Origin of the sequence: Alcaligenes sp. EGD-AK7 (assembly GCF_000465875.3) — a bacterium.
In the GTDB taxonomy this organism is placed as follows: Bacteria; Pseudomonadota; Gammaproteobacteria; order Burkholderiales; family Burkholderiaceae_B; genus Alcaligenes; species Alcaligenes phenolicus.
Map to the genome: position 1 here is coordinate 200,798 of NZ_AVOG02000023.1, position 13,599 is coordinate 214,396.

Here is a 13,599-nt window from a genome sequence, read left to right on the forward strand (position 1 = left end):
TCTCAAGAACTATGCGCCTCTCTGATCACGTTGCCCAACAATTGCTGGCGCTGATTCAATCCAGCGATTTCAAGGCCGGGCAAAGACTGCCTGCCGAGCGTACGTTGGCAGCTCAATTGAATGTGTCGCGTGCATCGCTGCGCGAGGCTATTCAGCAACTGAACAGCCAGGGCATTTTGCGCAGTCAGGTAGGTTCAGGCACTTACCTGGCCTCCCAAACGCCCCAATGGACCCAGCGCTCGGTAGACCCGCTGGCCGCCCTGATGCTGTCTGATCCCCAGTACCGTTACGACGTGCTGGAAGCGCGCATTGCTCTGGAGAGCAGTACCACCTGGCACGCAGCCCTGCGTGCCTCGCCCGAAGACAAGGACAAGATCCTGCAATGCTTCGAGCAAATGATTCGCTACCAGCAAAGCGGCGATACCGTGCAGTCCGCCCGCGCCGATGCCCAGTTTCACCTGGCCGTGGCCGAAGCCTCGCACAATCTGGTGCTGGTTCAGGTCATGCGGGGCCTGTTTGATCTGGTGCTCAGCAGCGTGACGCAAAACCGGGACATCATCATGTTCGTGCATGACTCCCCCGAGACCATTGTCAATCTGACGGCGCAACACGAAGCCCTGGTCAAAGCCATTGTCGATGGCGATCCCGCTCAAGCACGCCACGTTGTGAACGAACACCTGGGCTACGTACGCAACACCCTTCTTCAGGCTGACGAAGACCTTGCACGCCGCGAACGTGCCGCGCGCCTGCAAACCCCTCCTTCCGTCTTATCCGACCCGACTCTGCCATGATTATTTCCTCCTCGACCGACTACCGGCGTGCCGCCCAAAAACGACTGCCTCCTTTCCTGTTCCACTACATTGACGGCGGTGCCTACGCCGAGCACACGCTGCGCCGCAATGTGGACGATCTGGCCAATGTCGCCCTGCGCCAGCGTGTCCTGAAGGACATGAGCCAGCTCGATACCAGCATTGAGCTGTTTGGTGAAAAACTGTCCATTCCGGTGGCCCTGTCCCCGGTAGGTCTGACAGGCATGTACGCGCGTCGAGGTGAAGTCCAGGCTGCCCAGGCAGCCGATGCACATGGCATTCCCTTCACCATGTCGAGCGTGTCAGTCTGCCCGATCGAGGAAGTTGCCCCGCGCCTGAAGCGGCCCATGTGGTTTCAGCTGTATGTGTTGAAGGACCGTGGCTTCATGCGCAATGCACTGGAACGCGCGCAAGCTGCTGGCTGCAGCACCCTGGTCTTTACCGTGGACATGCCCGTACCCGGCGCTCGTTACCGCGATGCGCATTCGGGCATGAGCGGCCCGAACGCCGCCCTGCGTCGCTATGCACAGGCTGTCATGCACCCGCGCTGGGCCTGGGATGTTGGTCTGCTGGGTCGCCCGCACGATCTGGGCAATATCTCGCGCTACCTGGGCAAGCCTACGGGTCTGGAAGACTATATGGGTTATCTGGGCGCGAACTTTGACCCCTCGATTTCCTGGAAGGATCTGGAGTGGATACGCGAATTCTGGAAAGGCCCCATGCTGATCAAAGGCATTCTGGACCCCGATGACGCCCGCGATGCCGTGCGCTTTGGTGCCGATGGCATCATCGTCTCGAATCACGGCGGCCGTCAGCTTGACGGCGTCTTGTCCTCGGCACGCGCGCTGCCTGCCATTGCCGATGCCGTCAAAGGCCAGATCAAGATTCTGGCAGATTCGGGTATCCGCAGTGGCCTGGACGTGGTGCGCATGATTGCGCTGGGTGCCGACGCTGCCATGCTGGGCCGCGCCTACATCTATGCCTTGGCCGCCGCCGGGCAATCCGGCGTGGACCACCTGCTGGGCCTGATTGAAAAAGAAATTCGGGTCGCCATGACACTGACCAGTGTCAGCAACATTTCCCAGATCACCTCTGACCTGCTTGTACAGGAGTCTTGACCATGTCAGTTTCCACCAGCGCTGCGGATTTGTTGCAGCAACTGCGCTCTATTGTCGGCAACCCTCACGTCCTGACGGACGACCGCAGTACGCGTCGTTACCGCAAGGGCCATCGCACGGGTGAAGGCAAGGTATTGGCCGTTGTGCGGCCCGGAACGCTGCTGGAACAATGGCGCAGCCTGCAAGCCGCTGTCGCTGCCGATTGCATCGTGATCATGCAGGCGGCCAACACCGGCCTGACGGGCGGCTCCACCCCCGACGGGGACGACTACGACCGCGACATCGTGCTGATGAACACCATGCGTCTGCAAGGCATACAAGTCATCAACGATGGCCAGCAAGTTGTCTGCCTGCCCGGTGCCACGCTGGACCGTCTGGAACAGACCCTGGCCCCGCTGGAGCGTGAACCCCACTCGGTGATTGGCTCCTCGTGTATCGGCGCCTCTGTGCTGGGCGGTGTTTGCAATAACTCAGGCGGTGCGCTGGTACGACGCGGCCCGGCCTACACGGAATTGACGCTGTACGCGCAAGTGCTGGACGATGGCACCCTGCAACTGGTCAATCACCTGGGCATCAATCTGGGAGATACCCCGGAAGAAATTCTGAGCCGCCTGGAGCAAGGCAAATACAGTGTTGCGGATATCATCAACGATCCGGAACGCAAGGCCAGCGACCCACGCTACGCCGACGATGTGCGCGATGTGGATGCCCAGACCCCGGCCCGTTTCAATGCCGACCCTTCACGCCTGTACGAAGCCTCCGGCTCGGCCGGCAAGCTGTGCATTTTTGCCGTGCGTCTGGATACCTTTCCCAAAGAAGCCAGTACTGTTTTCTACATTGGCACCAATGACCCGGACGAGCTCACGGCTGTGCGCCGCCATCTGCTGACGGAACTGCCCCGCCTGCCCATTGCGGGCGAGTACATCCATCGCACCGCCTACGATATTGGCGAGCAATACGGCAAAGACACCTTCTTGCTGATCGACCGTTTTGGTACCGCCAAAGTGCCATCCGCCTTTGCCATGAAAAGCCGTGTGGATGGCTTTTTTGAGCGCTTTGGCTGGCGCGGCGTCACTGATCGCGTGATCCAGGCCATCATGAACCGCCTGCCCAGCCACCTGCCGCCGCGCATGCGTGAATGGCGCGACCGCTTCGAGCATCACCTGTTGCTGCGTGTCTCCAACGACACCGCGCAGGCCACGCGCGATTTTCTGAGCCAGCAATTTGAAGGCAGCCAGCAAGGTGCCTATTTCGAGTGCGATGCCGAAGAAGGTCGCAAAGCCTTTCTGCACCGCTTTGCCATTGCCGGTGCCGCCATCCGCTACCGCGAGGCGCACCCCGACAGCGTGGAAGATATTGTGGCGCTGGACATTGCCTTGCGCCGTAATGACAAGGAATGGGTGGAGCAACTGCCGGACGATATGGAAAAAGATATCGTCCACAAGCTCTATTACGGTCACTTCCTGTGCCACGTATTCCACCAGGACTACATCGTCAAAAAAGGCGTGGTTCCTCTGGATATGGAACACCGCATGTGGAAGTTGCTGGATGAACGCCGTGCCGAATACCCGGCCGAGCACAATGTCGGCCACCTCTACATCGCCAAACCTGCCCTGGCCGGCTTCTACCGCGAACTGGACCCGACCAACACCTTCAACCCTGGCATCGGCCACACCTCGCGCCGCAAATGGTGGAGTGTGTGCTGCGGCGGCAAACACGACTAGCCCCCTTTTTCTTGAAGGCACTCACGGGCTGCAAGCCATTCCCTTGCTTGCAGCGCGGTCCGCCCCTTCAATAAACCGTCCGTCATGCAGACCAGCAGGCCCCCAAGCTCGACTTGGTGGGCCTGTTTTTTTGTGCATTGTGACAAACAGAACACAAAAATATTCTGCCGCCTTTCCTATTTAGTTTAATAGGTTCCACTAATTAAAAATTTAGATTACATTATCGATAATGATTCTCAATACCTTATATTGAAGAGCCGAATTCTCCGGCTTTTTAGATACTTACCACCGCTCATGACCACTCGTGAAACTGCTACGGACGTGCGTAGAGAGCCTGGCCCCATCAGCCAGATCCTCAGCTCTATACGCTCACGTCTGATTGTCGCCGCCGTTCTGGCGGCCTTGGGTTCAATGCTGACCCTGGTGCCTTTGGCCGGAATCGCCCACATCGCCAAGCTGACTTTGGGCAATACCCTGTCTGGCGAGCTGCAAGGCGATATAGGCTGGACGGTGCTATTGAGCATCATCAGCATGTTTGCAGGCCTGGCCCTGATCTCGGCAGGCGAGCTGCTGGCCCACCTGGCCGACAATCAGCTGACACGCGGTCTGCGTCTGAGCGCTGCCCAACGACTGGCCAAAGTGCCACTGGGCTGGTTTACCGGCCAGGCTTCAGGCGAAGTGAAACAAGCCATGCAGGATGACATCGCCACCCTGCACAGCCTGACCGCACACTTTTACACCTCGGTCGGCCGCGCCGTCGGTGCTATTGCAATCTCGGTGCTGTACCTGTTCGTCATGGACTGGCGTATGGCCATCGTGGCTCTACTGCCCTTCCCCGGTTTCTTCCTGTTCCTGCGCCACGCCATGAAGGCCAGCAGCGCGAACATGCAGGGCTTTGTCGAAAAGCTGGGCCGCTTGAACAGTGCCACCGTGGAATTTGTCAGCGGCATTCCCGTGGTCAAGGCCTTTGGTTCCAATGGGCAGGCACATGGCGGCTATAGCAAGGCCGTGGATGGCTTTGCCGACGCCTTTCTGAACTTTGCCCGCCCTTTGGTGGCCCGCATGGCTCACGCCCATGCCATGATCGCTCCGGTCACGGTTCTAGGTGTCGTGCTGATCTTCGGTGCCCTCTTCAGCTATTTGAACTGGATTGCCCCGGTAGACATTCTGCCCTTCGCCCTGGTGGCTCCCGGCATTTGCGCCCCCCTGCTCTTGTTGCATACCCTGTTGCACGATCTGGGTGGCGCAACGGGTGCGGCACAGCGCGTACAAGCATTGATGAAAACACCCGTACTGGAACCGCTGAGCACTGATCAGCAACAAGTCCCGGCAAATCAGGAAGTGCGAGTCGAAAACGTCAGCTATGCCTACGGCGAAGGCCATCAGGCACTCAGCAATATCAGCTTCACCCTGGAACCGGGCACAGTCACCGCGATTGTGGGCTCTTCCGGCTCTGGAAAATCCACCATCGCCCGCCTGCTACTGCGCTTTTTTGACCCCAGCGAGGGCCGCATCACCCTGGGCGGAGCCGATCTACGCCAGATTGAATCCACCGAACTTTACCGCCGCGTTGGCTTTGTGCTGCAAGAGGTGCGCCTTATCAATGCCAGCGTGCGCGAGAACATTGCGCTGGGCCGCCCCTCGGCCAGTCAGCAAGAGATTGAAGATGCCGCTCGCGCCGCCAATATTCACGACCGTATCTTGACCCTGCCTCGTGGCTACGACTCTGTCATGGGTGAAGACGCCCAACTCTCGGGCGGCGAGCGTCAGCGCGTCAGCATTGCGCGCGCTGTCCTGCTGGACCCACCCATTCTGGTGCTGGACGAAGCCACCGCCGCTGCCGATGCCAGCAATGAAGTGGCTATTCAAGATGCTCTGTCACGCTTTGCCCAAGGCCGCACCTTGCTGGTCATTGCTCACCGCCTGGACACCATCATGCACGCGGATCGCATTCTGGTGCTGGAAGACGGCGCGATTGTGGAGCAAGGCAGTCACACCAGCCTGCTGGCTGAACAAGGCCGTTACGCACGGCTCTGGACCCTGGGTGGCTACGACAACCGTTCCAAGGACACATCATGCTAAAGACCCTGATTCAGTTGCTGGGTACGGATGCCCCCATTTTCCGCCGCTATGGCTGGATGGCTGTTTTATACGGCCTGCTGTGCGGCCTGACCATGACTACCTTGGTCCCCGTTTTCACTCATCTGCTCAATGGCGAACCCAAACAAGCAGGCGGCTGGTTGCTGGTCCTGCTGCTAGGCGTGGCTGTCTGCTGGGCTTGGCGCCGCCATGTGGAGCAAGCGGGTGTAAATGTTGGGGCCGCCATCCTGCAAGGTGGCCGGCATCGTCTGGGCGAACATATCGCCCAACTGCCCGTAGGCTGGTTCTCCGCTCAAAACACCGCGCGGCTGGGGCACATCGTCACCCAAGGCATGATGTCGGTGGCCCAATTGCCTGCACACGTCTTCACCCCGCTGATCGCCGGAGTTGTGACGCCGCTTGTGCTGGTCGTGGCGCTGTTCATTCTGCATTGGCCGCTGGGTTTGATTGCCCTGATCGCGTTGCCTTTGCTGGCGGGTGTTCTGGCACTGACCGCCCATTTGGGACGCAAGGCTGATGATGCCTTCCAGGCCCACTTCGCCCATGCCAGCCAGCGCGTGGTGGAGTTTGCCCAAGCCCAATCCGTGCTGCGTGCCTTCAATGGCGAAGGCGGTGGCACCCGTCTGCTGGAAGAAGCGATTGAGCGCCAGCACCAGGCGGGCAAGAAACTGATCTGGCAATCCACGGCCTCGGCGGTACTCAATGCCTGGGCCGTACAAGCAGCCTTTGCGGCCTTGCTGATTGCCGCCACGCTTTGGCTAGACAGCCATACGGGTCTGGGCCTGAGCAGTGCAGAAGTCATCGCCGTCATCGTGTCCTTGCTGCTGAGCGCACGCTATATCGACTCCTTGCTGGAAGTGGCCAGCTACGGTGAAGTGCTGCGCGGTGCACGCGGCCAACTTGATGCGATTCAAGAACTGTTTGCCGTTCAGCCCCTGCCCGAGCCCGCTTCACCCCAAACTCCAAGCGACGGCTCGACTGTGCTGAACAATGTGCATTTCCGCTATGCCGCCGACAAGCCCGATGTACTGAATGGCGTCAGCCTGAACATTGCACCTGGCAGCATGGTGGCCTTGATCGGGGAATCCGGCTCAGGCAAAACCACACTGGCTCGTCTGATTGCCCGCTTCTTTGATGTCAGCCAGGGCAGTGTCTCCATAGGAGGCGTGGATGTACGCCAGATCGGCAGCCCCGTACTGACCACGCAAATCAGCCAGATTTTTCAGGACGACTATCTGTTCGCAGGCAGCATTGCCGAGAACATACGCCTGGGAAAACCGGATGCAACCGAGGCCGAACTGATGGAAGCGGTAGAACAAGCCGGTGTCAGCGAAATCATCGCGCGCTTGCCAGAAGGTCTGAACACAACGGTGGGCGAAGGCGGGGCCCGCCTGTCCGGGGGCGAGCGTCAACGCATCGCCATTGCGCGCGCTCTGATCAAGAACGCCCCCATTTTGCTGGTGGACGAAGCCACCGCCGCACTGGATGCCGAAAACCAGACAGCCATTGCCAAGGCTTTGGCCCGTCTGCGTGGCAAGCGTACCCTGATCGTGATTGCTCATCAGCTCTCTACCGTAGCCATGGCCGATCAAATCGTGGTGCTGGAAAACGGCCAGATTATCGAGCAAGGCCCGCCGGCCCAACTGCGCGAAACCCAAGGCCGTTATGCCCACTTCCTGAACCAGCGTCATGCCGCCAAAGGATGGCGTATTGCCACCGCAGCCCAGAATAACGGTGTGTGATGCGAGCTAGATCTTTTGTGCTGTTGTTTCTGATGCTCTGCAGCCTGTCTTTGCTGATAGGTGCACGGCAAATCAGCTGGGCACAATTATGGAGTTTTTCAGGCGATGCCTGGCTGACACTGAGCGCCAGCCGCCTGCCCCGTCTGGCGGCACTGGTCTTGAGTGGCATAGGCCTGTCTGTCTGCGGGGTGATCTTGCAGCACATTGTGCGCAATAAGTTTGTGGAACCGGCCACCTCGGGCGGGCTGGATGCCGCCAAGCTGGGCATTCTGATCGCCCTGACTCTGGCCCCCACCAGCGGCACTCTGGGCAAACTGCTGTTTGCCCTCTTGTTCTGCTTTGCCTCCAGCCTGATCTTCATCGCTGTGGTACGCCGCATCCGCTTCAAGAACACCGTGCTGGTGCCGGTGATTGGCTTGATGTATGGCGGTGTGCTTAGCGCCATTGCCGAGTTCTATGCCTACCAGCACCAGATTTTGCAAAGCATGCAGGGCTGGATGCTGGGCGACTTTTCCAAGATCGTGCAGGGCAACTACGAAATCATTTATTTGATCCTGCCCATTGTGTTGCTCACCTATCTGTATGCGCATCGCTTCACAGTGCTGGGCATGGGCGAAGGCATGGCCACCAGCCTGGGCCTGAACTATTCCGCCACCGTGGCCCTGGGTTTGATACTGGTCGCGGTTACCGTCTCGGCCACTGTTATTACCGTAGGGGCCATTCCCTTTATCGGCCTGGTCATCCCCAATCTGGTGGCGCTGCGCTATGGTGACAATCTCGCTCGCACCTTGCCCATTGTGGCGCTGGGTGGTGCCAGCCTGCTGCTGGCTTGCGACATCCTGGGCCGCCTCATTATCTACCCTTTTGAAGTCCCTATTGGCCTGACCGCAGGTGGCGTGGGTGGCCTGCTGTTTCTGTTCCTGATCTTCTGGAGGAACCGATGAAACGGCAACATCTGGTCTGGATCCTTTTGCTGGTACTGGCACTGAGCTTTGTGTTCTATCGCTCCGGCCTGGACTTCGACTACATCATCCCCAAACGACTGAACCGCTTGGCAGCCATGGTCATTGGCGGCATCTGCATTGCCTGGTCCTCGATTATTTTCCAGACCATGACCGGCAACCGGATTCTGACACCCGCCATCATGGGATACGAAGCGGTTTACCTGCTGTTCCAGTCCCTGCTGATTTTGCTGCTGGGCACACAAAGTCTGGTGATGCTGGCCGCCAATGGCAATGTAGTGCTGTCCATTGTGCTGATGCTGGCCTACTCGCTGGCAATCCATCACTGGCTGTTTCGCCAGGGCAAGAACAATGTGTATTTCCTGCTGCTGATGGGGCTGGTACTGACCATGATCATCAGCACCTTCACCCAGTTTGTGCAGCTAAAGATCAGCCCCGGCGAGTTCTCCATTTTGCTGGGTTTTAGCCAGGCGTCCTTTAACCGGGCCGAGCCTTTGCAACTGCTGGTTTCCGCCCTTCTGGTGGGGAGCATTTGCCTGGGCAGCCTGCGCAGCTTGCCCACGCTGGACGTGCTGTCTTTGGGCCGCGAACAAGCCATTTCTTTAGGTGTCGACTATCGCCGTACCGTGCGCATCCAGCTGGCACTGATTGCTGCCCTGGTGGCTATTTCCACCAGCCTGCTCGGGCCCACTGCCTTCATGGGGATTTTTGTAGCCAACACCAGCTATGCGCTGGCCCGCAGCTTCCGACACCGAATCACGCTGCCGCTAGGCTGCGCCATCGCCATCGTCATGTTTTTGCTGGCACAGATAGCGGTGGAACACATTTTCAATTACCGCACGACCGTCGGGATACTCGTCAACCTGGTGTGTGGCGCGTACTTTCTGGGACTGATGGTTCGTACCCGAGGCACTGCATGATTACGATCAATCAGCTCTCCAAACACTACAAGAACAAGACCGTGCTTTCCAAGGTCAGCACACAGTTCCCCGCCGGACAGCTCAGCTCCCTGATCGGCCCCAATGGTGCCGGCAAAACCACCTTGCTGATGAGTATCGCCCGCTTGCTGGAGACCGACGAAGGCCGGATCCAGCTGGACGGCCGCAACATTGCGGATATACGTATTGCCGACTATGCGCGCCGGGTAGCCACCTTGCGCCAATCTCCTGATTTCAATTTGCGCCTGACCGTGGAAGAACTGGTCGCCTTTGGCCGCTTTCCCTATAGCCGCGGCGTGCTGACGGATGACGATCAACAAGCCATCTCCGACGCTATTCAGTTTCTATCGCTGGAACCCTTGCGCCAGTCCTATCTGGACGAGTTGAGCGGCGGTCAGCGACAGATGGCTTTTCTGGCCATGACCATTGCCCAGCAAACCGATTATTTGCTGCTGGATGAGCCGCTGAACAATCTGGACATCAAGCACGCCGTCCAGATCATGCGCGCCTTGCGTCGGCTCTGTGACGAGTACGGCCGTACCGTGATTCTGGTGGTGCATGACATCAACTTTGCCGCCAACTATTCCGATCACATTGTGGCCATGAAAAACGGTGCGCTGTACTGCGCAGGACCGGTGTCAGAGGTCATCACGCAAGCACGGCTGACCGAACTTTATGGCCTGGATTTCGAGATTACGCACAGCGAGCGTGGCCGCCTGTGCAATTACTTCACCCCATCAGGAGAACTAGCATGATCGCCAAACACAGATACGGGCTGATAGCCCTGTTTGTGGCCGCCAGCTTTGCCTTGCAAGGCTGCGAGAAAAAGACCCAGGCAGCGGCGGAAACCCCGGCACCGCAAGCCGCCGTCAGCCCGCAGGCCAGTGCCCGCTATGAACCGATTGTGGTCGAACACAAGCTGGGCTCGACACGCATCGAAAAGCTGCCACAACGCGTCGTGGCGCTGGACATGAACGAAGTGGATTTTCTGGATGCCTTGGGTGTCCCGGTGGTGGGTATGCCCAAAGACTTCATCCCGGTATTCCTGGACAAGTATAAAAACGCCCCTGAAATTCAGGACACCGGCGCAATTGTGCAACCCAATGTGGAACAGGTGTACGCCGCCAAACCGGACCTGATTCTGATCACCTCCTTGCAAGCCAATCACTACAAGGAACTGAGCCAGATCGCCCCCACCATTCACTTTGACGTGGATTACCGCGATAGTCAGGTCAACCACATTGAAGTCCTCAAGAATCACCTGCTGACTCTGGGCTCGATTTTCAAGAAAGAAGCGCTGGCCCAAAAAAAAGTGGCCGAGCTGGATGCCAAAGTCGCCCAGGCCAAAGAAATCACCCAGGATCGTCCTGAAAAAGCCCTGATTGTTCTGCATAACAACGGCTCGTTCAGCTCCTTCGGGGTGCAGTCCCGCTACGGTTTTGTATTCAATGCGCTGGGCGTACAGCCTGCCAGCCCGACGGTAGAAACCGGCCTGCACGGACAGCCTGTTTCCAGCGAGTTCATCCAGCAAGCCAATCCGGACATCATTTACATCATCGACCGTACCGCCGTAATGGAACGTCGCCCTGCCCTGAACGCCGACAGCCTGAGCAACCCGCTGCTGCGTGAAACCAAAGCCTGGCAAAACGGCCGTGTGGTATTTGCCAATGCCGAAGCTTGGTACGTAACTGCCGCCAGTGTCACCTCGCTGAAATTGATTATTGATGACGTGATCAAAGCCTACCAACAACCATGATCTAACGGTTTTTACACAGGCAAATAGACAGTAACGCGACTCAATCCAATTTCTATTTGCCTTAATCAAAGCAAAGAAACACACCCCGCCACATAAAGGAAACTGGCATGTACACACCACGCCACAATGGGACGTTTGCGCCCTCGATACGTAAAATCGGCAGTTCCAGCCGCTCCGGCTTTGCCCTGGACCGCACTTTCAGCGCCGTGCAAATAGCATTAATACTGGGTTTGGGAGCCAGCGCGCTGGCCTTGATGGCCTCGCCTGCGCAGGCACAAAACAGTACGGCTGCCCAGGCTGATGAAGTCGTCACCCTGCCATCCGTTACCGTCAAAGGCCAGCGTGACAAGACTGTAGAAAGCTATGCAGGCGGACAAGTCGCCACCGGCGGACGTGTCGGTTTGCTGGGCACCAAAGACTTCATGGAAACACCCTTCAACACCATCAGCTATACCGAGCAATACATTGCCGACCAGCAGGCGCGTGACATCAGCGAAGTGATCGCCAAAACCGACCCCAGCGTGTTCATGAGCGGCATCGCAGGCGAGAGCAACGAAAGCTATTCCATCCGCGGCTTCCGCTCCGATGTGGGTGATGTCACCGTCAACGGTCTGGCCGGGATGGGCGGCTACTACCGCAACTCGCCCGAAGCCTACGAGCGCGTCGAGGTCCTGAAAGGCCCCTCGGCCCTGCTTAACGGCATGCCGCCCAAAGGCTCGGCAGGCGGCGCCGTCAACCTGGTCACCAAACGCGCCGGCGACGATCCCCTGTTTCGCGTAACAGGCAGCTATATGTCCGACTCGCACTTTGGTGGCCACGTGGATCTGGGCCGTCGATTTGGCGAGGACAAGCAGTTTGGTGTACGCCTGAACACAGCCTACCGCGATGGTGAAATTGCCGTCAAAGACCAGGACAAGAAAATTACCCAGACCTCTTTGGGCCTGGACTGGCGCGGTGAGCGTGTCCGCTTGTCTGCCGACCTGTTTCACAGTAAAGACCGCGCCTACGGCCTGACGCGCGGCCTGACCTTGAATCCCGGCGTAGAACTGCCCAAACCACCCAAACCCGATGTGTCGTGGAACCCGCCTTGGGCTTTTTACGACACCACCGATAAAGGCGCCATGATCCGTGGCGAGTTCGATCTGAACGATCAATTCACCGCTTACGCCGCCGCCGGTATCAGCCGTACCAAATTCAGATCCAATATGGGCGCTGGTCAGGTGATCAATAACGCAGGCGACTTCAGGATCAACTTCAGCGGCGTGGCCGACGAGATGCGGCGCAAAACCGCTGAAGTGGGTCTGATGGGTAAGCTGCAAACCGGCCCGGTCAGCCATCAATTCGCGATCAACGCCACGCAGTACAACGAAGACTACGACCTGAGCGGCTTCCGCAACCTGCTGCCCACCGCATGGGAAACCAATATCTACGATCCCGTCTGGGGTCCAGAGCCTTCCTTGCCGAACAATATCCCGCTGATCAGCACCACTAAGACTCGCTTGAAGAGCATCGGTTTTGCTGACACCCTGTCCTTTGCCGAGGACCGCGTACAAGTGACACTGGGCACACGCCGTCAGCAAGTGATCAACGAGAGCTTTAATGGCACCACCGGCCAGCGTACAGGCGAGCGCTACAAGGAAAGCGCAACCACTCCCGCCGTCGCTTTCCTGGTGAAAGCCACTGATCAAGTCTCGGTCTACGCCAACTACATCGAAGGCTTGTCCCAAGGCGCGATTGCTCCCAACACCGCCGCCAATGCAGGTCAGGTTTTTGCCCCCTTCAAAACCAAGCAGAAGGAAGTGGGCCTGAAGCTGGATCTGGGTGACTTTGCCCATACCCTGGCCCTGTACGAAATCAAGCGCCCCAGCAGCTATACCGACCCATTTACCAACGTGTTCTCCTTTGGTGGCGAGCAACGCAACCGGGGCATTGAATGGGGCTTTTTCGGCTCCCCCATGGAAGGTGTGCGCTTGATGGGTGGCGTGGCTTACTCCGATCCGGAAATCACCAAAGCCGCCAACCCGGCTGAAGAGGGCCGCCAGGCCACGGGCCTGCCCAAGTGGCAAGCCAAGCTGGGCGTGGAATGGGATGTACCCAACTTGCAAGGTCTGACCGTGATGGCCAACGCCACCACCTCATCCAAGCAATACCTGAGCGCGGACAACTCCCTGTCCATCCCCGGCCATACCGTGTTTGATCTGGGCGCACGCTATCGCACCAAGATCTCCGGCCGTCCGCTGACCTTGCGGGCGACGGTGAATAACGTAGCGAACAAAGCTTACTGGGCCAAGCCGCACTTCACCAGCCTGGGTGTGGGCGCACCACGGACTTTCATGTTGTCAGCAACGATGGATTTCTAAGCTGAAGAGCTGAATTTGATGACAGGGCCTTGTTACAGCTGAGTGGTGTGACAAGGCCCTTGTTTGATGACAAGCAGATGCTGCCATCGG

10 protein-coding genes are annotated in these 13,599 nt (G+C 58.4%); all 10 read left to right on the forward strand.

Annotation, left to right across the window (positions count from 1 at the left end; translation table 11 throughout):
• Positions 1 to 11 precede the first annotated feature (11 nt).
• The 10 genes from lldR to N879_RS11950 all read left to right on the forward strand — a co-directional run bounded on the left by lldR (position 12) and on the right by N879_RS11950 (position 13,509).
• The gene (lldR, locus tag N879_RS11905; protein WP_009462556.1) at positions 12 to 791 is read left to right on the forward strand and encodes a transcriptional regulator LldR; all 780 of its coding nucleotides are present in this window, start codon (positions 12 to 14) and stop codon (positions 789 to 791) included.
• Positions 788 to 1,927, forward strand: a complete 1,140-nt coding sequence (gene lldD / locus N879_RS11910; protein ID WP_009462557.1) for an FMN-dependent L-lactate dehydrogenase LldD — start codon at positions 788 to 790, stop codon at positions 1,925 to 1,927. The genes lldR and lldD overlap by 4 nt, the downstream gene beginning before the upstream one ends.
• A gap of 2 nt (positions 1,928 to 1,929) precedes the next feature.
• Entirely contained in the window at positions 1,930 to 3,651 is a 1,722-nt protein-coding gene (gene dld, locus N879_RS11915) for a D-lactate dehydrogenase (protein WP_009462558.1), read from the forward strand.
• Between the two features lie 294 nt (positions 3,652 to 3,945).
• Positions 3,946 to 5,733, forward strand: coding sequence for an ABC transporter ATP-binding protein (locus tag N879_RS11920; RefSeq protein WP_021447024.1), 1,788 nt, complete (start codon positions 3,946 to 3,948; stop codon positions 5,731 to 5,733).
• Positions 5,727 to 7,493, forward strand: coding sequence for an ABC transporter ATP-binding protein (locus tag N879_RS11925; protein ID WP_009462560.1), 1,767 nt, complete (start codon positions 5,727 to 5,729; stop codon positions 7,491 to 7,493). Before N879_RS11920 ends, N879_RS11925 begins: the two co-directional genes overlap by 7 nt.
• Positions 7,493 to 8,437 (forward strand): ABC transporter permease, encoded by a 945-nt coding sequence (locus tag N879_RS11930; protein ID WP_009462561.1) that lies wholly within the window; start codon positions 7,493 to 7,495, stop codon positions 8,435 to 8,437. The genes N879_RS11925 and N879_RS11930 overlap by 1 nt, the downstream gene beginning before the upstream one ends.
• A complete protein-coding gene (locus tag N879_RS11935) occupies positions 8,434 to 9,375 on the forward strand; it encodes an iron chelate uptake ABC transporter family permease subunit (protein WP_009462563.1) in 942 nt (313 codons plus the stop codon). The genes N879_RS11930 and N879_RS11935 overlap by 4 nt, the downstream gene beginning before the upstream one ends.
• Complete coding sequence (locus N879_RS11940) at positions 9,372 to 10,148, forward strand: iron ABC transporter ATP-binding protein (protein WP_009462565.1); 777 nt, start codon at positions 9,372 to 9,374, stop codon at positions 10,146 to 10,148. Before N879_RS11935 ends, N879_RS11940 begins: the two co-directional genes overlap by 4 nt.
• The gene (locus N879_RS11945; RefSeq protein ID WP_009462566.1) at positions 10,145 to 11,149 is read left to right on the forward strand and encodes a siderophore ABC transporter substrate-binding protein; all 1,005 of its coding nucleotides are present in this window, start codon (positions 10,145 to 10,147) and stop codon (positions 11,147 to 11,149) included. Before N879_RS11940 ends, N879_RS11945 begins: the two co-directional genes overlap by 4 nt.
• Before the next feature lie 107 nt (positions 11,150 to 11,256).
• On the forward strand, positions 11,257 to 13,509 hold the full coding sequence (locus N879_RS11950; protein ID WP_009462567.1) for a TonB-dependent receptor: 2,253 nt from the start codon (positions 11,257 to 11,259) through the stop codon (positions 13,507 to 13,509).
• Positions 13,510 to 13,599: the final 90 nt, after the last annotated feature.